The organism is Paracoccus haeundaensis (genome assembly GCF_006239215.1).
Taxonomy (GTDB): domain Bacteria; phylum Pseudomonadota; class Alphaproteobacteria; order Rhodobacterales; family Rhodobacteraceae; genus Paracoccus; species Paracoccus marcusii.
Window position 1 is genome coordinate 119,790 of record NZ_VDDC01000014.1, and the last position, 17,921, is coordinate 137,710.

18 protein-coding genes and 1 pseudogene are annotated in these 17,921 nt (G+C 68.6%); 7 read left to right on the forward strand and 12 right to left on the reverse strand.

Annotation, left to right across the window (positions count from 1 at the left end; genetic code table 11):
* Position 1: 1 nt before the first annotated feature.
* Both FHD67_RS09365 and gltX read right to left on the reverse strand, forming a co-directional pair.
* Positions 2 to 790: a Hint domain-containing protein gene (locus FHD67_RS09365; RefSeq protein WP_139598536.1), complete on the reverse strand. Its 789-nt coding sequence runs from the start codon at positions 788 to 790 to the stop codon at positions 2 to 4.
* A gap of 654 nt (positions 791 to 1,444) precedes the next feature.
* Positions 1,445 to 2,767: a glutamate--tRNA ligase gene (gltX, locus tag FHD67_RS09375; protein ID WP_139598538.1), complete on the reverse strand. Its 1,323-nt coding sequence runs from the start codon at positions 2,765 to 2,767 to the stop codon at positions 1,445 to 1,447.
* Between the two features lie 80 nt (positions 2,768 to 2,847).
* On the opposite strand from gltX, the gene FHD67_RS09380 reads away from it, so the two are divergent.
* Together FHD67_RS09380 and FHD67_RS09385 are read left to right on the forward strand one after the other, a co-directional pair.
* Positions 2,848 to 3,255, forward strand: a complete 408-nt coding sequence (locus FHD67_RS09380; protein WP_045981063.1) for a metallopeptidase family protein — start codon at positions 2,848 to 2,850, stop codon at positions 3,253 to 3,255.
* Between the two features lies 1 nt (position 3,256).
* Positions 3,257 to 4,210, forward strand: a complete 954-nt coding sequence (locus FHD67_RS09385) for a 1-phosphofructokinase family hexose kinase (RefSeq protein ID WP_045999988.1) — start codon at positions 3,257 to 3,259, stop codon at positions 4,208 to 4,210.
* 50 nt (positions 4,211 to 4,260) lie between these two features.
* Here the strand turns inward: FHD67_RS09385 and FHD67_RS09390 are convergent, their stop codons facing one another.
* The gene (locus tag FHD67_RS09390; protein ID WP_042251710.1) at positions 4,261 to 4,587 is read right to left on the reverse strand and encodes a DUF6280 family protein; all 327 of its coding nucleotides are present in this window, start codon (positions 4,585 to 4,587) and stop codon (positions 4,261 to 4,263) included.
* A gap of 372 nt (positions 4,588 to 4,959) precedes the next feature.
* On the opposite strand from FHD67_RS09390, the gene efp reads away from it, so the two are divergent.
* The 3 genes from efp (at position 4,960) to FHD67_RS09405 (ending at position 7,016) form a co-directional block, all read left to right on the forward strand.
* The gene (efp, locus tag FHD67_RS09395) at positions 4,960 to 5,523 is read left to right on the forward strand and encodes an elongation factor P (protein WP_042251708.1); all 564 of its coding nucleotides are present in this window, start codon (positions 4,960 to 4,962) and stop codon (positions 5,521 to 5,523) included.
* 147 nt (positions 5,524 to 5,670) lie between these two features.
* Positions 5,671 to 6,654 (forward strand): MBL fold metallo-hydrolase, encoded by a 984-nt coding sequence (locus tag FHD67_RS09400; protein WP_239441264.1) that lies wholly within the window; start codon positions 5,671 to 5,673, stop codon positions 6,652 to 6,654.
* Positions 6,651 to 7,016, forward strand: a complete 366-nt coding sequence (locus tag FHD67_RS09405; protein ID WP_045999986.1) for a DoxX family protein — start codon at positions 6,651 to 6,653, stop codon at positions 7,014 to 7,016. Before FHD67_RS09400 ends, FHD67_RS09405 begins: the two co-directional genes overlap by 4 nt.
* On the opposite strand, the gene dinB is transcribed toward FHD67_RS09405, so the two are convergent.
* From dinB to FHD67_RS09420, 3 genes are read right to left on the reverse strand one after another with little or no spacing between them, the layout of a single operon-like run.
* Positions 7,013 to 8,092 (reverse strand): DNA polymerase IV, encoded by a 1,080-nt coding sequence (gene dinB / locus FHD67_RS09410; protein ID WP_246071273.1) that lies wholly within the window; start codon positions 8,090 to 8,092, stop codon positions 7,013 to 7,015. The genes FHD67_RS09405 and dinB overlap by 4 nt on opposite strands.
* The gene (ygfZ, locus tag FHD67_RS20690; RefSeq protein WP_139598540.1) at positions 8,089 to 8,808 is read right to left on the reverse strand and encodes a CAF17-like 4Fe-4S cluster assembly/insertion protein YgfZ; all 720 of its coding nucleotides are present in this window, start codon (positions 8,806 to 8,808) and stop codon (positions 8,089 to 8,091) included. The genes dinB and ygfZ overlap by 4 nt, the downstream gene beginning before the upstream one ends.
* On the reverse strand, positions 8,805 to 10,469 hold the full coding sequence (locus tag FHD67_RS09420) for an ABC transporter ATP-binding protein (protein ID WP_139598554.1): 1,665 nt from the start codon (positions 10,467 to 10,469) through the stop codon (positions 8,805 to 8,807). The genes ygfZ and FHD67_RS09420 overlap by 4 nt, the downstream gene beginning before the upstream one ends.
* 297 nt (positions 10,470 to 10,766) lie before the next feature.
* Between FHD67_RS09420 and FHD67_RS09425 the strand changes: the two genes are divergently transcribed.
* The gene (locus FHD67_RS09425; protein ID WP_045999983.1) at positions 10,767 to 11,960 is read left to right on the forward strand and encodes a pyridoxal-phosphate-dependent aminotransferase family protein; all 1,194 of its coding nucleotides are present in this window, start codon (positions 10,767 to 10,769) and stop codon (positions 11,958 to 11,960) included.
* Between the two features lie 150 nt (positions 11,961 to 12,110).
* Here FHD67_RS09425 and rsmD read toward each other — a convergent pair whose 3' ends face one another.
* Together rsmD and FHD67_RS09435 are read right to left on the reverse strand one after the other, a co-directional pair.
* A complete protein-coding gene (gene rsmD, locus FHD67_RS09430) occupies positions 12,111 to 12,686 on the reverse strand; it encodes a 16S rRNA (guanine(966)-N(2))-methyltransferase RsmD (RefSeq protein WP_045999982.1) in 576 nt (191 codons plus the stop codon).
* A 76-nt stretch (positions 12,687 to 12,762) separates the two neighbouring features.
* The gene (locus tag FHD67_RS09435; protein ID WP_139598541.1) at positions 12,763 to 13,965 is read right to left on the reverse strand and encodes an NAD(P)/FAD-dependent oxidoreductase; all 1,203 of its coding nucleotides are present in this window, start codon (positions 13,963 to 13,965) and stop codon (positions 12,763 to 12,765) included.
* 74 nt (positions 13,966 to 14,039) lie between these two features.
* On the opposite strand from FHD67_RS09435, the gene FHD67_RS09440 reads away from it, so the two are divergent.
* On the forward strand, positions 14,040 to 14,525 hold the full coding sequence (locus tag FHD67_RS09440; RefSeq protein ID WP_045999980.1) for a peroxiredoxin: 486 nt from the start codon (positions 14,040 to 14,042) through the stop codon (positions 14,523 to 14,525).
* A gap of 75 nt (positions 14,526 to 14,600) precedes the next feature.
* On the opposite strand, the gene FHD67_RS09445 is transcribed toward FHD67_RS09440, so the two are convergent.
* The 4 genes and pseudogenes from FHD67_RS09445 to FHD67_RS09460 all read right to left on the reverse strand — a co-directional run.
* Positions 14,601 to 15,743, reverse strand: coding sequence for a GNAT family N-acetyltransferase (locus tag FHD67_RS09445; RefSeq protein WP_139598542.1), 1,143 nt, complete (start codon positions 15,741 to 15,743; stop codon positions 14,601 to 14,603).
* 101 nt (positions 15,744 to 15,844) lie between these two features.
* Positions 15,845 to 16,594 carry a glycerophosphodiester phosphodiesterase family protein gene (locus tag FHD67_RS09450; protein ID WP_139598543.1) on the reverse strand — a complete coding sequence of 250 codons (750 nt, stop codon included), beginning with the start codon at positions 16,592 to 16,594 and terminating at the stop codon, positions 15,845 to 15,847.
* Positions 16,594 to 17,049, reverse strand: coding sequence for a RidA family protein (locus FHD67_RS09455; protein ID WP_139598544.1), 456 nt, complete (start codon positions 17,047 to 17,049; stop codon positions 16,594 to 16,596). Before FHD67_RS09455 ends, FHD67_RS09450 begins: the two co-directional genes overlap by 1 nt.
* 43 nt (positions 17,050 to 17,092) lie before the next feature.
* A pseudogene (locus FHD67_RS09460) lies at positions 17,093 to 17,921 on the reverse strand (chromosome segregation protein SMC); the annotation flags it as partial.

Consider the following 17,921-nt stretch of genomic DNA (forward strand, 5'->3'; position numbering starts at 1 on the left):
GTCAGGCCGCCGCAGGCAGGGCGTCCGCCCGCGACAGGCGCGGGGCGACCGGGTTCGCGGCATGGTGATCGACCAGATGCGGAAAGTCCTTGGACAGCTTCAGATCCTTGGTCATCAGCAGGCTTTCCGCGACCAGCACGGTCCCGGCGTCATCGGCCTTTACCGAGAGCCAGCTGTGATCCTCGACCAGGATATGGAAATAGCTGCGGCCGTCGATCAGACCGCGTTTGCTGCTGACCGCGCCGGCCTCGACGTTGAAGCCGTCGACCTGCACGCCATGATTGGCCGAAAGACGAACGCCGGCGACGATGCTGGGACGGTCGCGGAACTGCGTCGGCTGCCATGATCCGACCGACAGGACGCGCTGCGGCCCCTTGGAGGTGGTGACGATGTCGCCCGCCTGGATGGTCTCGACCTTGACCCATGCGTTGTCCGCCAGGATCAGCGTGCCTTCGCAAAAGCACGGACCGCCGATGTTCTGCGGCGGGTTGGATCCGACATCATCGCCGCCGCGCGTCCCCAGATACAGCAGCGCAAGCGGGATCAGCGCCAGCCAGTAATTGGGCGCATTGCCAACGGCCGCGACGGGCGTGGCGGCGGGGGTGAATTCCACGATGGGCGCCACGTAACCGCCGGCATAGGCCGCAACGGAACTGCCGAAGGCCGCGACACCGGCCGTCAGCGCCTGAAGCAGGCGACGGGACGATTTTGCAGAACCCTGGGAAATGCTGTTGTCACGGCCGAAGCGGTTGCCGTTGGCCGGCGCGGTGCGCTTTTCGCTGATACGCATACTGTGCGATCCAATTCACTTGTGACTGATTGTCGCGCAAAATGAACGCCCTCTGCTGCCGATAAAAGCGGCAAATTGAGGCGAGAATTGGGCAGTAACGCAATTCAGGGTTTAGTTAGGTGTCATTACAGTGGGTTGAATATTCAGATGCCTGTCCAATTATACAGGTGGTTCCTTTTCGCCGAAACGCCCGCGTTTGGGTGTTTATGCCCAAGCGCCCCACATTCAGCCAAAGCACGATACTGCGCGGCAATTTCCTTCGGAATCAGTCGACATCGCGGCCTTGCTGCGCTGACTGCCCCTGGCCCACGACTGTCCGGTGGTTGTCAGCGCCTTTTCCAATGGAAGGCGCTGATAACGACTGGCAGGCGGAAGGAATGAAATAAGAACGACAGTGGATGACGCTCAAATTTTCCAATGAACAGCGCGCACTTTTTAGAATGCGCATCAGCCACGACAGTACCAAGATGATGATCCGCAATTCACCGACAATTACGGTGCAGGTATCGGCAGTATAATATGTTCGGATTGTATTTAGCGCGCATCGCTTGTCAGGCATTGCGCCTGGCATTGGTGCGGGACGCACCATTCGATGCCGTCAACGCGAACGGGCCCGGCCGTGGCCGGACCCGTTCGGATCGTAGGGTGGATGGGTCAGGGACGCGCCTTGACGACCTGCAGCAGGGGCATGACGTCGGACATGTCCGGGCCATGCGCCTGGCCGGTCACGGCCTTGCGCAGCGGCATGAACAGGCCCTTGCCCTTGCGGCCTGTGGCCTCCTTGACCGCGGCGGTCCATTCGCCCCAGGTCGCGTCGGTGAAGGGGCCCGCAGGCAGCAGGGTCATGGCCTGCGCGATGAAGTCGGCATCCTCGGGGTCGATCTGGGGTTCCGCACCCTCGCTGAAGATCCGCCACCAGTCGCCCAGGTCGTCCAGGCGCGTGATGTTCTGGGACGCCACGCGCCAGAAGCGTTCGGCCTGATCGTCCGGCACGCCCAGGGCCGCGATGCGGTCGGCCACCGCCGCGAAGGGCAGCGCCTGGTTGCGCTCGCGCGTCAGCGGCCACAGGTCCTCGGCATCGAACTTGGTGGGCGAGGCGCCGAACTGCCCCAGATCGAAGCTCTCGGCCAACTCGTCCAGCGAGGCCAGCCCCACCGGCACGCCCGACCCCAACCGTGCCATCAGGCTGATCAGCGCCTCGGGCGCCACGCCGCCCTCGCGCAGGTCCTTCAGCGACAGCGCGCCGATCCGCTTGGACAGTTCCTCGCCCTTGGCGCCGGTCAGCAGCGAATGGTGCGCAAAGGCCGGGGGCGTGCCGCCGATGGCCTGGATGATCTGGATCTGGGTCGCGGTGTTGGTCACATGGTCCGACCCGCGCACGATATGGGTCACGCCCATGTCCGTGTCGTCGACGCTGCTGGCGAAGGTGTACAGAACCTGCCCGTCGGCCCGGATCAGCACCGGGTCGCTGACCGAGGCCGCGTCGATCGAGATGTCGCCCAGGATGCCGTCGGTCCATTCGATGCGGTTCTGGTCCAGCAGGAAGCGCCAGTATCCCTCGCGCCCCTCGGCCCGCAGGCGGTCCTTGTCCGCCTCCGACAGCGACAGGCCGGTGCGGTCATAGACCGGCGGGCGGCCCATGTTCAGCAGCTTCTTGCGCTTCAGGTCCAGCTCGACCGGGGTCTCGAACACCTCGTAGAGGCGCCCCGAGGCGCGCAGCGCATCCGCCTCGGCGCGATAGCGGTCCAGGCGCAGCGACTGACGCTCGATCCGGTCCCAGTGCAGGCCCAGCCAGTCCAGGTCGCGCTTGATGCCCTCGACATACTCCTCCTTGCTGCGCTCCTGGTCGGTGTCGTCCAGGCGCAGGATGAAGCTGCCGCCGGTCTTGCGGGCGATCAGATAGTTGAACAGCGCGGTGCGCAGGTTGCCGACATGGATATGGCCGGTGGGCGAGGGCGCGAAGCGGGTGATGGTCATGGCTCGTCTCCTGTTGCTGTTGCTCTTTCACAGCCGGGCATTTTTGTCCATATCGGGGGGACCATGCAGGAGGCGCTGGAATGAGTGACTGGAACGGCCGCACGGCCCCCGACGCGGCCGAGATCGAGGCCATGGCCCGGCACGCCATGACGACCCTGCCCCCCGAATTCCGCGAAGCCGCGGCACAGGTCGCCATCCGTGTCGCAGAATTCGCCCCCGAGGACGTGCTGGACGAGCTGCAGATCGACGATGCGTTCGACCTGACCGGCATCTATGACGGCATCCCCGTGACTGAGAAATCGATCAGCGACCAGCCGGGCGGGCCGGACATCATCTGGCTGTACCGCCGTCCGATCATGGACGAATGGGCGTCGCGTGGCGACGTGACCCTGGGCGATCTGGTCACCCATATCGTCACGCACGAGATGGCGCATCATTTCGGCTGGTCCGACGACGACATCGCCACCATCGACCGCTGGTGGGAATGAGATGAGCGGTCAGGCCCCCATCCTGACCGTCACGCTGAACCCGGCGCTGGACCTGTCGACCGCCGCCGACAGCGTCGTGCCCGACCTGAAGCTGCGCTGCGACAAGCCGGTCGTCGATCCGGGCGGCGGCGGCATCAATGTCAGCCGGGCGATCAAGATCATCGGCGGCCAGTCCACCGCGATGGTTGCCCTGGGCGGCGCGACGGGCCAGCGCATGGCCGACATGCTGAAGGCGGCGGGGCTCAAGGTGCTGCGCCTGACCGCGCCGGGTGAAACCCGCCAGTCGCTGGCCGTCACCGACCGCGCGACGGGGGGGCAGTACCGGTTCGTCATGCCCGGCCCTGAATGGCACATGACCCAGCTGGCCAGCACCATCGCCGCCATCGCCGAGGCCGCGCTGGCCGGGGGCTGGGTGGTCGTGTCCGGGTCGAACCCGCCGGGCATCGCGCCGGGGTTCGAACAGATGCTGACCGTCAGGCTCAAGGACGGGCGGGCGCGGCTGCTGGTGGACACCTCGGGGGATGCGCTGCGCGCCCTGGCGGGGTCGTCCATTCCCGTTGACGTGCTGCGCATGGACAGCCACGAGGCCGAGGGCCTGGCGGGACGCCCCCTGCCCCTGCGCAGCGACAGCGCCGAATTCGCGGCGGGCCTGGTGCGCAACGGGGCGGCGAAATCGGTGATCGTGGCGCGCGGAGCGGACGGGTCGGTCATCGCCGGACCCGATGGCGCCTGGCACGCCGCGGCGGCGCCGGTGCGCGTGGTCAGCGCCGTGGGCGCGGGCGACAGCTTCGTCGCGGGCTTCGTGCTGGCGGCGGCGCGCGACTGGCCCATGCAGGAGGCGCTGGCCCTTGGCGCGGCGGCCGCCTCGGCGGCGGTCATGACGCCCGCGACCGAGTTGTGCAACGCCGCCGACGTCCGCCATTTCTATTCACAGCGTGTGGTGACGCGGCTGTAACAAAAGAGGCCGCCCGAAAGGGCGGCCCTGATCGTCGATGCGCGCAGGTTTCAGGCGGCTTCGGCTTCCTCGGCCTCGGCGGCCATGCGGCGCTCACTCTCCTCGCGCGACAGCGCGACCGAGGTGCGCACGCCCTTGGACACGAATTCCATCAGGCCCTTGACCACACGCTCGTTCGGGTCGATCCCGGCACAGGACAGCACCTCGCGCCCATCGCGCGAGCGCGCCCAACGGGCGATCTGTTCGGGGCCGTTGCCGTATTTCTTGTCATCCGCAATGGCATCATCCAAGGCTGCCAGCACCACCGCTGCAAACAGCTTGCGGGCACGCTGGCCCTGTTCGAAATTGAAGGCCGAGCCGTCGACAAAATCGCGCATCTTGTTTTCGTCCATTCTCTTGCGGCCCTGATCGGGAGTCAGGGCCTTATGGGAAAACTTGACGTTTCCCCTGTTTCTTGAATCCGCTTCTCTGACGGTGCCTGCTGCCTTAGCCGTTCGGCCCGCCGATTCGGTATCCCTTCACTCGCATGTCTGCCATGTCCTTACTGCATGTCGCGCAAATTGCGGGAAAAATCGTGACCCCACTGCGCCAGTGACGTGGCGATGATCTTGTTGGCATCTTGACAACGCCGCAGTTCCGTTCTGGTTGCCTGATGCCGCAGCCCTCGATATAGGGGGCCAGAATTGTCGTTCAACGGCTGGCAATGCCAGGACGGCCCGAAATTTCCGCAAACGCACGAGACCCATCCCATGCCCAAGATCAACGGCAATGAAATCCGCCCCGGCAACATCCTGGAACATGACGGGGGCCTGTGGGGCGCCGTCAAGGTGAACCACGTCAAGCCCGGCAAGGGCGGCGCCTTTGCCCAGGTCGAACTGAAGAACCTGCGCGACGGTCGCAAGCTGAACGAGCGTTTCCGCAGCGAGGACAAGGTCGAGCGCGTCCGCCTGGACCAGAAGGACCAGCAGTTCCTGTACGAATCCGACGGCAAGCTGGTCTTCATGGACAGCGAGACCTTCGAGCAGACCGAACTGGACGCCGACCTCTTGGGCGACCGCCGCCCCTTCCTGCAGGACGGCATGACCGCCACAATCGAATATTACGGCGAGGAGGCCCTGTCGGTCTCGATCCCGCAGAAGGTCACCTGCACCGTCGCCGAGACCGAGCCGGTCGTGAAGGGCCAGACCGCCGCCAACAGCTACAAGCCGGCAATCCTGGACAACGGCGTGCGCATCATGATCCCGCCCTTCGTGGGCGAGGGCGAGGCGATCGTCGTCAACACCGAGATGTTCGAATACAGCGAACGCGCCTGATCCACGGCCCGACCTGACACGCGCGCCCCGCAGGCCCCCTGCGGGGCGCGTCGCGTTCTCACCTTTGCGTGAACGCGCTGATGGGGCGTGGTGCCGGGCATCGCTTCGCGGGAAAGATCGCGCAAACCCCCGAAAAAGGAGATGCCCGTGACCGTCCTGTCTCGCCGCCACCTGATGCTGACCGCCGCGGGCGCCGCCGTCGCGATGCCGTTCCTGGGCCGCGGCCTGGTCTTTGCCCAGGAACCGGCCGCCGCCGCGATCCCGGCCTTTCTGCCGACCGTCCATACCCGCACCCTGGGCAACACCACCGTCACCACCATCGCCGACGGGCATTTCGACTTTGCCAAGGATCTGGTCGTCAACCTGGACGATGCGGCCTATGGCGCGGCCCTGCGTGCCGCCTATCTGGACCCCGAACAACCGATCCGCGTGCCGGTCAGCGTGCATCTGATCCGCCAGGGCGATCAGCTGACGCTGGTCGATGCGGGCGGCGGGTCGGCCTTCGGTCCCACCACCGGGCATCTGGCGGCCTCGCTTGCGGCATTGGGCGTGACGCCCGACCAGATCACCCGGATCGTGATGACGCACCTGCATCCCGACCATGCGGGCGGACTGGTGGGCGATGCGGGCGCGGTCTTTGCCAATGCCGCGCTGCACGTCAACGAGGACGAACTGGCCTTCTGGACCGACGAGGCGACGGCCAGCGCCGCGCCCGCCGATGTCCAGCCCTTCTTCGCGCTGGCCCGCGGGGTCCGCGACGCCTATGGTGACCGCGTCCAGACCTTTGCCGGAGAGGCCGACCTGGGCGGCGGCATCACCACGATGGCCCTGCCCGGCCACACGCCGGGCCACAGCGGCCTGCGCCTGTCGGATGGCGACGCACAGATGATCATCCTAGGCGATGCCGCCGCCCTGGCCGCGCTGCAGTTCCGCCACCCGGATGCCGGCGTTGCCTTCGACACCGACGCAGGCCAGGCGGCCACGACCCGGCGCAACCTGCTGCAGATGGTCACCGCCGACCGGATTGCGGTGGCGGGCACGCACCTGCCCTTTCCCGGCATCGGCCATGTCGAGGCGCGCGGCGACGCCTTCGCCTGGGTGCCCGAGGACTGGTTCGCGACCCGCGCATGAACAGCGCCCTGAACCTGACGGGCCGCCTGCTGATTGCGGTCCTGTTCATCGGCGGCGCGCTTCAGAAAGTCGGCGACCCGACGCAGGTCATCCGCATGATCGAAAGCCTTGGCCTGCCCGGCGTACTGGTCTGGCCGGTCGCGGCCTTCAACCTGGTCGCGGGCATCTGCCTGATCCTGGGACCGCGCGTGCGGACCTGGGCGCTGCTGCTGGCGGTCTATTGCATCGGCACCAGCTGGTTTCACTGGCAGCTGCGCGCCGACCCGTGGCAGGTCACCATCGTGGTCAAGAACTGGGCCGTGGCGGGGGGCCTGCTGATCCTGGCGGCGCAGGGTCCGGGCCGGTGGGTGCGCTGGCGCTAATCGAACAGCGACAGCTGGGCGGGGCCGTCATTGGGGGCCTCGAACCCCGACAGCGTCACGCCCAGCAGGCGCGCGCCGCGCGGATCGGGCAGCACGCCCGCCGCCAGGTCGCGCGCGATGGACAACAGCTCGTCCTGCGAGGCCACCGCATGACCCAGGCTGCGGGCGCGCGTGATCTGCTGAAAATCGCTGAACTTGACCTTCAGCGTTACGGTCCGCCCGCGCAGGTCGTGGCGCGCGACGGCGGACCAGACCTTGGCGGTCAAAGGCTCCAGCGCCTCCTGCGCGGCGTCCAGCGCCATGATGTCGGCGGAATAGGTGTTTTCCGCCCCCACGGACTTGCGGATGCGGTCGGGGCTGACCCGGCGGTGGTCGATGCCCCGCGCGATGTTCCAGTAATAGCGCCCCGACTTGCCGAACCGCCGCAGCAGGAAATCCAGGTCCTGCGCATGTAGGTCGGCCCCGGTGGCGATGCCCATCGCCTGCATCTTGGCCGCCGTCGCGGGCCCCACGCCGTGGAACTTGCCCACCGGCAGGGACAGCACGAAGCCCGGCCCCTGTTCTGGCGTGATCACGCACAGACCGTCGGGCTTGTTCTGGTCGGATGCCAGCTTGGCCAGGAACTTGTTGTAGCTGACGCCCGCGCTGGCGGTCAGGCCCGTGGTCTCGCGGATGCGGGCGCGGATCTGGGACGCGATCTTGGTCGCGGTGCGCCCGTCAAGGTGATCGGTCACGTCCAGATAGGCCTCGTCCAGGGACAAAGGCTCGACCAGGGGGGTGTAGTCCAGGAAGATGTCGCGGATCTGCTGGCTGACCTGCTTGTAGACGTCGAACCGGTGCCGCACGAAAATCAGGTCGGGGCACAGCCGGGCCGCCGTCACTGACGGCATGGCGGACCGCACCCCGAACACCCGCGCCTCATAGCTGGCGGCGGCCACGACGCCCCGCGCGGCGGACCCGCCCACGGCCACCGGCTTGCCGCGCAGTTCCGGAAAATCGCGCTGCTCGACCGAGGCGAAGAAGGCATCCATGTCGATATGGATGATCTTGCGCGGCCCCGGCGCGGGGTCGGTCACAGCGGGAACAGCCGCGCCTCGCCGGCCTGCATCTCGGGGGCCACGCGGTCGTGGCGGACATGGGCGATGGCCTGCCCGCCGGACTGGGTGAAGACCGCGCCGACCTCTCGTCCCTCGGCGGTGATCGGCGTGCCGACCGGGGCGGCACCCTCGATCCGCAGCACGGTCAGGCCCTTGCGCAACTCGGTCTTGTGCTTCATCCGCGCGGTGACCTCTTGACCGACATAGCAGCCCTTACGGAAATCCACGCCGTGCAGACGCTCGAACCCGGCCTCCAGGATATAGGTGTCGTTCGGGATCAGCTCGACCAGAGTCTCGGGGATGCAATGCGCGACGCGGATGGCATCCCAATCCGTGCCATCATCCCCCGCCGCGCCGTAATGCCGCCAGCCCAGGGCCGGATGCCGCGTGTCGACCACCGCGCCCTCTGGTGCGGGGCCGGTGCCGCGTGCGACGGGCATGTCCACAGCCTCCAGCGCGACCTTGCTGCGCAGCTTGTACATCGACAGGCGGCGCAGCAGGTCCTCGGCCAGCCGCGCATCGACGTCGATCAGCAACGAGTCGCCGTCGGGCACGACCAGGAAATCGGCCAGGTACTTGCCCTGCGGCGTCAGGATCGCGGCCCAGATCGGGGCACGGGCCACATCGTTGGTCACCAGCCCCTGCAGAAAGGGCAGGCGGTCCTCGCCGGTCAGGCGGATGATCTGGCGGGTCATTCATTGTCTCCGAATTGCAGCGCGACAAGGCGGGCATAGGCGCCGCCCTTGGCCATCAACTGGTCATGACTGCCCTGTTCGACAACCCGTCCCGATTCCATCACGACGATCTTGTCGGCGTTGCGGATCGTCGACAGGCGGTGGGCGATGACCAGCGTGGTGCGTCCGCGCGACAGGTGGTCCAGCGCATCCTGGACCAGACGTTCGCTGGCCGTGTCCAGTGCGCTGGTCGCCTCGTCCAGCAGCAGCACGGGCGCGTCGCGCAGCAGGGCCCGGGCGATCGCCACGCGCTGGCGCTGTCCGCCCGACAGGGCCGACCCGCGCGGACCCACGGGGCTGTCCAGCGTGCGGCCATCGTCCAGGAAGTTGCTGACATTCGCGGCCTTCAGCGCGGCCTGCAGGTCGGCATCGGATGCGTCGGGGCGGCCCATCAGGATGTTGTCGCGCAGGCTCTCGTCGAACAGGGCCGATTCCTGGGCCACGGTCGAATACTGGTCGCGCAGCACGCCCAGGTCATAGTCGCTGACCGGCGCACCGCCCAGGCTGACCAAGCCGCGGTCCGGGTCGACCATCCGGGTCAGCAGGTTGAAGACCGTGGACTTGCCCGCCCCTGACGGGCCGACCAGCGCGGTGGTCTGGCCGGCCTTGGCGGTGAATGACAGCCCGTGCAGCACGACCTGCCCGTCATAGGACAGCCAGACGTCGTCCAGAACGATCTCGGTCGTGTCGGGCGGCGCGGTGCGGGGGCCGGACACGACCGTCGGACGGGTGTCGAAGACGTGATAGATGCGCTCCAGGCTGGCGGCGGCGGTCTGCCAGACGCCGGCGATCCCGCCAAGGCGGCGCATCGGCTGGAACGCCAGCGCCAGCGCGGTGAAGAACGCCATGAAGTCGCCGACGCTGCGGTCGCCGTCCATCACCTGGTTGCCGCCCAGCGCCAGCACCGCGACGAAGCCGATGCCCGTCACCACGTCGGTCAGCGCCGGGATCACGCTGGATGTCGCCGCGACCTTGGTTTCGGATGCGCGGATGCGGGACACGATCGCCGCAAAGCGGGCGGTCTGGTCCGCCTCGGCCCGGTTCAGCCGGATCGAGGCGATGCCGTGCAGCACCTCGTCCAGCCGGGTGGCGCGCAGGCTGGCGTTCACGCGGTTCTGGCGCACCTTGCGGCGGATGTATCTCTGCACCATCGCGGCGGGCATGATCAGGATCGGCGCGCCCACCAGCGCCCCCAGCGTCCAGATCGGATCGATGCTCAGCGCCACCCCGAACAGCATCACCAAGCTGATGGCGTCGCGCGTGGCCCCCGTGATCAGCGTGGCCCAGACCCCCTGGACCGCCATCGTGTCGCCCTGGATCCGCTCGATCATCGCGCCGGGCGAATTGTCGCGGAAAAAGCGGCTGTCCAGCGTCAGGATATGCGCCAGCAACTGCGTCTGCATGGTCGTGGACACCGCCAGCGAGATCGTCGTCAACAGGGCCCGGCTGGCCACCAGCGTGACCGCCCGCAGCAGGAATATGCCGAAGATCGCCGCCCCCACCCACCAGATCGCGCCCGGCTGCTTGCCAATGAAGACCAGGTCGAACAGCGGCTTCAGCATCCAGCTGATCAGCGCCAGCGTGGACCCCTCCAGCGTCATCAGGAAGAAGGCCAGCGCCATCTTGCCCCAGTGCTGGCGCAGATAGTCGTCCCACAGCCGCCGCAGCAGACCGGGCACCTTGGACGCATCCGGGGCGGGCGGCACGGTCGCGCCGCGCGTCGCGGCGGCAATCAATCGGGAGGGGCTGTCCTGGCGCGGGTCCACGTGTCTGTCGGGCCTTTCGGTCGCGGGCGCGGGCGCCCTTTTCGATCACGCCCAGCCATACCCCTTTCCGACCTTGCGCCACAAGGCCACCCCCCGTTGACGCGGACGGGGTGTGGCCGTACCGATCTTGCACGATGTGAAGGAACGCTTGCGATGAGCCTTGCCCCCGGACCCGACCTGATTGCCATTCCCGGACCCTCGCCGGTGCCGGCCCGCGTGCTGAACGCGGCGCACCGCGCCTCGCCGGACATCTATGCCGACGATCTGGCGCAGGTGAACCTGCAGGTCATGGCCCACCTGAAGCGCCTGGCGGGGACGCGGGCAAACCTGGCGCCCTATATCGGCAACGGCCATGCCGGCTGGGAGGCGGCGTCGGCCAACATGTTCGCCCCCGGCGACCTGGCGCTGGTGCTGACCAGCGGCCATTTCGGCCGGTCCTGGGCCGAGATGACCGAAGGTCTGGGCGTCACGGTCGAGCGGCTGGACTTCGGCGCGCTGGCCCCCGATCCCGCGCGCCTGGCGGCCCGCCTGGCCCAGGACCCGCAGGGCCGCATCCGCGCCGTGATGGTGTGCCAGACCGACACGGCCAGCGCGACCCTGGCCGACATCCGCGCGATCCGGACAGCGATGGGCGATCACCCGGCGCTGCTGGTCGTGGATGCCATCGCGTCTTTGGGCTGCGCGCCGATGCGGATGGACGACTGGGGCGTCGACGTGCTGATCGCCGCCAGCCAGAAGGGGTTGATGTGCCCGCCCGGCACGGTCTTCGTGTGGTTTTCCGACCGGGCGGCGGCGCGCGGGCGGACGTCGCTGACGTCTCCGTGGTGGGACTGGCACCTGCGCGCGGGGTCGGACGCGCTGTGGCGCTGGTGGGGCGGCACGCCGCCCGTCCAGCAGATCTTCGCCCTGTCCGAGGCGCTGACGATGATCCTGGACGAAGAGGGGCTGGAGGCCACCTGGGCGCGCCACGACCGCCTTGCCCGCGCCACCTGGGCCGCCGTCGACGCCTGGTCGGTCGGCGGCAGCATCCGCCTGTCGGTGGCCGATCCCGCCGCCCGCGCCTGTTCGGTGACCGCGGTGACGCTGCCCGGGGCCGACGCGCTGCGGGCTTGGGTGACGCGCGAATGCGGGGTGACACTGGGCGTGGGCCTGGGCGCGCCCGACCCGTCGGGTGCGCTGCGCATCGCGCATATGGGCCACACCAACGCGGGCGTCCTGCTGGGCACGCTTGGCGCGATCGAGGCCGGGCTGACCGCCCTTGGCATCCCGCACGGCACCGGCGCATTGGAGGCGGCAGCGGCCAGCATCGCCCGTTCGGCAGGAACCGCCGGCAGCGGCCGGCACTGACGCGCCGGGCCGCCGAAGGCAGGCCCGGCGCCACCGAACGGCCCCGCGCCGTCAGGCGCCACGCGCGGCGGTCGACCGTTCGGACCGGTGCGACTGCGTGCAGATGACGGGCGTTCGCCTCAGGTTGGATACGGCACCAAAAGGTGGCTTTTACGCAGCTTCGTTGCCTGCGACGCGCGCCAAGGTCACCACCGTATCGCCATAGTTGCGCCGGTCCAGCAGCGTGACCCCTGCTGGCAGCATCGGCGGGCGCGATTCCTCCCAGATGATCCATGCCCCCGCGCCGATCCAGCCGCCCTGCATGGCAGAGGCCAGTGCGATCTCTCCGCGTCCCTGGCCATAGGGCGGATCAAGGAACACGACGTCGAACGTCGGCCCTTCGTGCCGCCCCAGCCTGGTCGCATCGCGGCGCAGCAGGCTGGCTTTGTCCTGCACCCTGGCCTTGGTGATGTTCTGCCGCATCAGGGCATGGGCGCGGGCGCCGTCATCGACTAGGGTCGCGTGGGCAGCGCCGCGCGACAACGCCTCCAGCCCCAGCGCCCCGGTCCCGGCGAACAGGTCTAGCACGCGCGCCGCCGGCAGTGGATTGCCGTGCGTGCCATTGATCAGCAGGTTGAAGATCGCCTCGCGGACGCGATCAGTCGTGGGGCGGAGATGCGCCGCCGGATCGCCTGCACCCAGGTCTGCCAGCTTCAGACCGCGCAGCGTGCCGCCGACGATCCTCATGATGGCGTCCCGCGGTGGCGGCGGGGGGCATCCTGCCCCCCGCTCCCCCCTGGGCCGATCTGCGAACCGGACCCGGTCATGCCATCAGCGCCTTGAGGTCCGCGACGGTCGATATCACCGCCGGGTCCGGACTGATCCCGCCCTCGATCAGGCGCTTGCCAATCATGTAGGCGCGGGCGTCGTTCAGCGCATCGACCGCGATCAGGGTCCCCTGCCGGTAATACCAGACCGATGCGGCGTGATCGCCCTGCCCCACCCGCGTGACGACCTGATCATGACCCGTATTCAAACCCGCGATCTGCAACTTGGCATCGAACTGATCCGACCAGAACCATGCCTTGGGCACATAGTCCCGCGTCAGCCCCAGCATGTTGTCGGCCACGCACTCCGCCATGTCGATCGCCCCGCCAACGCTTTCCAACCGCAGCCGCCCGCCCTGCCAGGGCGTGCTGGCGCAATCGCCTGCGGCCCAGATTAACGGATCCGACGTGCGGCCGTGCAGGTCGGTCGCGATGCCGTTGTCCAGATCCAGCCCCGCCGCGCCGGCAAGCGCGGTTTCCGGCAGCACGCCGATGCCCATGATCACCAGATCCGCGTCGATCTGCCGGCCGTCGGTCAACGCGACCCCGGTCGCCCGGTCGTCCCCGGTGATGCGGCTGATCCCCGTGCCTTCCAGGATGGTGACGCCATGCGCCCGGTGCAGCGCGCGGATCAGGTCCGCGGTCTGGGCGGCCGCGACCCGGCCCAGGATGCGCGGTGCCGCCTCTATCAGCGTGACCTCCAGGCCCAGCTTGCGCGCCACCGCCGCCGCCTCCAGTCCAATATATCCACCGCCGATCACCACCAGGCGCCGCCCCTCGCGCATCTGCGGTGCCAACGCGTCGACATCGGCCAGGCTGCGGATCACATGCGTGCCGGGCAGGTCGCCGCCCATCGCCGCGGGCAGGCGCCGCGGCGCCGCGCCCGTGGTCAGCGCCAGCGCGTCATAGGAATACGTGCCCCGATCGGTCGTCAGGACCTGCCCCGCCCTGTCGATGGACAGCGCGGTTTCCGACAGGTGCAGCGCGATCCCCTGGTCGCGCCACCATTCGGGCGCGCGTAGCGTCAGGCGGTCCAGCCCCATCTGGCCCAGCAGATAGGCCTTGGACAAGGGCGGGCGCTGATAGGGGGCGGCGGGCTCGTTTCCGATCACCGTCAGCGGTCCCTCGTGGCCCTTGGCCCGCAGCCGCGCCGCCATCGACGCTGCCGCCTGCCCCCCGCCCACGATCACGATGCGCATCTGCCGCCTCTCTGGTCTGTTCACCGGAGGCACCCTATAGTCGCCGCGAATCCGTTGCAATTCAGGAGAATGCGATGACCATCACCGCCGGGGACAAGCTGCCCCAGGGCCAATTGCTGCGCGTGGGCGAGGCCGGCCCCGAGACCGTCGACACCGCCGACCTGATGCAGGGCAAGGTCGCCCTGTTCGGCCTGCCGGGCGCCTTCACCGGTACCTGCACGAACGCGCATATGCCCAGCTTCGTGCGCAGCGCCGACGCGTTCCGCGCCAAGGGCGTCTCACGCATCGTCTGCATCACCGTGAACGATCCCTTCGTGGCCAAGGCCTGGGCCGATCAGACCGGCGCGACCGAGGCCGGGATCGAGGTCCTGGCCGATGCCGACGGCAGCATGACCAAGGCCCTCGGCCTGGACTTCACCGCCCCTCCGGTCGGCTTCTTCGGCCGCTGCAAGCGCTTTGCGGCCTATGTCCAGGACGGCGTGGTCAAATCGATGGATGTCGAGGACAGCCCCGGCACCTGCAGCGTCAGCGCCGGAGAGGCCCTGCTGGAAAAGGTCTGACCGCAGACCCATGGCACGACACCGGGGGGTCCGGGGGGCTGGCCCCCCGGCCCTTCGCGGGACGCAAGGGCCCGCTCACGGAGACAGATCGCCCTTGCGGAAGGGGGTGAACTCGGCCAGCGCCTCGATCTCGGCACCCATCGCGTCGCGTTCCTGGTCCAGATAGTTTTCCAGCGCGCGCAGGAAACCCGGATCGCGCACCCAGTGCAGCGAATGGATCGGCACCGGCTCATATCCGCGGGCCAGCTTGTGATCGCCCTGCGCCCCCGCCTCGACCCGGCCCAGCCCATGCGCGATCGCATGGTCGATGGCCTGGTGATAGCACAGCTCGAAATGCAAAAAGGCGTGGTCGGCCACGCAGCCCCAGTAACGGCCATAGATCGCGTCCGGCCCCAGGAAGTTCAGCGCCCCAGCGATGGGCCGGCCGTCGACCTCCGCCAGCACCAGCAGGATGTCGTCGCGCATCGTGTCCTGGATGCGGTCGAAGAAGGCCCGCGTCAGATAGGGCTGCCCCCATTTGCGCGCCCCGGTGTCCTGATAGAATACCCAGAACGCGTCCCAGTGATGCGGCCTCAGGTCGTCGCCGGTCAGGTGCCGGATCGTGCCGCCGAACGCCTGCGCGCGGGCGCGTTCCTTGCGCAGATCCTTGCGCTTGCGCGAGGACAGCGCCCCCAGGAAATCGTCATAGCTGGCATAGCCGCGGTTCAGCCAATGATACTGCTGCGTCACGCGCGGCAGGAACCCCGCCGCCTCGCCCAGATCGGCCTCGTGCTCGGTGCAGAAGGTGACATGCGCCCCCGACACGTCAAGCCGCTCGGCCACCTGCATCAGACCCGCCAGAAGGCCCGCGCGGGCCTCGTCGTCGCGGGCCAGCAGGCGCGCGCCGGTGGCGGGGGTGAAGGGCACCGCGCATTGCAGCTTGGGATAATAGCGCCCGCCCGCACGCACATAGGCCTGCGCCCAGGCATGGTCGAAGATGTATTCGCCCTGGCTGTGCGACTTGGCATAAAGCGGCGCCGCGGCGACGGTCTGCCCGTCGCGTTCCAGCGTCAGGTGCAGCGGCTGCCACCCCGTGCCGGTGCCCACGGATCGGGACTGCTCCAGCGCGGACAGGAAGCGGTGCGTGGTAAAGGGATTGCCGTCGCCCAGAGCGTCCCAGTCCTCTGGGTCGATGGCGGCGATCGAGGGATGGGTGGTCAGGGTCATCATGTCGGTCATGCCCCGGAAGATAGGGTGCGGGGCGCGGCTTGTCAGGGCCCGCCGGTGTCGCGGGGCGCCGCAGGTCGGCGCCCCTTGGGTATTTGTGCAGCGAAAGGGCGTCAGATCGCCGCGCGATAGCCTTCGAAGGTGATGTTCGTGGCGACGCGGCGGGCGGCCTCCTCCTCGGCGGCGCTGCGGATGGTCCAGGTCAGCACCGGAACGCCCTGTGCGCGCAGCGCATCGACGCGCGGATTGTCCAGATCGCCCTTGTCATGCGAAATGAAGCACGCCCCCACCGCATCGAAATCGCGAATCTGCGCCAGCTCCTCGCGTCGGGCGGGCGCGACCTGCGGCCAGTCGCCCTCGGGAAAGGCGCAGGTGGTCAAGCCCACCGGCACGTCCGGAGCCGCGGCGCGGAAGGCCGCGATCATGTGCGGGTTGAAGGACATGACCGCCACCGGCCCGTCATAGCCTGCCAGCACCTTGGCCACGCGTGCGGACAGCAAGCCGACATCGGGGCCACAGGCGCCGTCCTGGTCCTTGACCTCGATCAGCAGCGGCACCTGGCCCGCGACCAGGTCAAGGAACCGGGCCAAGGTCGGCACCGGCTCGTCCGTGCCCAGGAGGCGCAGGCCGGCCAGCGTCTGCGCGTCGGTCGCGCCGATCACGCCCTCGGCCCCGGTCAGCCGCTTCAGCCGATAGTCGTGAAAGACCAGCGGCTCTCCGTCCGGGCCGGGCTGGATGTCGCATTCGATGCCGTAGCCCGCCTCGATCGCGGCGCGGGCGGCGGCCAGGCTGTTTTCGGGAACCCCCGCGCCATGCAGGCCGCGATGGGTGATCGGCACGGTCAGAAAGCGCGGGTCCAGCATCAGCGGACCTCGAAGACGGCTTCGATCTCGACCGCGACGCCGAAGGGCAGCGAGGGCGCGGACACCGCGGCGCGCGAATGACGCCCGGCCTCTCCGAAGACCTCGACCATCAGGTCGGAACAGCCGTTGATGACCTTGGGCTGATCGGTGAAGTCGGGGGTCGAGTTCACGAATCCGGTCAGCTTGACCACCCGCGTCACGCGGTCCAGGTTGCCGATCGCGGCCTTCAGCTGCGCGATCAGCGCCAGCCCGCAGCGGCGCGCGGCGGTGGCGCCGTCCTCCAGGCTGGTCGTGTCGCCCAGCTTGCCGGTGATCAGCCCATTGTCGTCCGCGCTGATCTGCCCCGAGATGAAGACCAGGTTGCCGGTCTGCACGAAGGGGACATAGTTCGCCGCCGGCATGGGTGCTGCGGGAAGGGTGATGCCTTTTTCGGCCAGGGTCTGTTCGACGCTCATGGGATCCTCGCTTGGTTTCGCCCAGACCCTAGCGCGGGTCGCGTCAGGCGACCAGAGCCTCGGCGCGTTTCAGGTCCACGCTGACCAGCTGGCTGACGCCCTGCTCGACCATGGTGACGCCGAACAGCCGGTCCATCCGGCCCATCGTCACCGCATGGTGGGTGATGATCAGGAACCGCGTGTCGGTCCGGCGGGTCATCTCGTCCAGAAGGTCGCAGAACCGGCTGACATTGGCATCGTCCAGCGGCGCGTCGACCTCGTCCAGCACGCAGATCGGCGCGGGATTGGCCAGGAACACCGCAAAGATCAGCGCCATCGCGGTCAGCGTCTGTTCGCCCCCGGACAAAAGGCTCAGCGTCGACAGCCGCTTGCCGGGCGGCTGGCACATGATCTCCAGCCCCGCATCCAGCGGGTCGTCGGATTCGACCATCACCAGGCGCGCCTCGCCGCCCCCGAAAAGCGTCGTGAACAGGGTGGCGAAATTGGCGTTCACCGTCTCGAACGCGGCCAGAAGGCGCTCGCGCCCCTCGCGGTTCAGGCTGCCGATCCCGGCGCGCAGCTTGCGGATCGCCTCCTCCAGGTCGGTCTTCTCGGCGGCCAGCCCGTCGCGTTCGGCCTCCAGGGCGCGCTTGTCCTCGTCGGCGCGCAGGTTGACCGCGCCCAGGGCCTCGCGCGCGCCGCGCAGGCGGGCGATCTCCTGTTCCAGCCGGTCGACGGGGGCGGTCAGGTCGATCTCGCCCAAGCCCGCGCGCAGCTGGTCGGGGCTCTGCTCGGTCTCCTCGCGGATGCGGGCGCGGGCCAGGGCCTCGGCCTCGCGGGCGGCCTCCTGGCGGGCCTCGCGCGCGGCGCGGGCCTCGCGGGCCTCGCCTGCC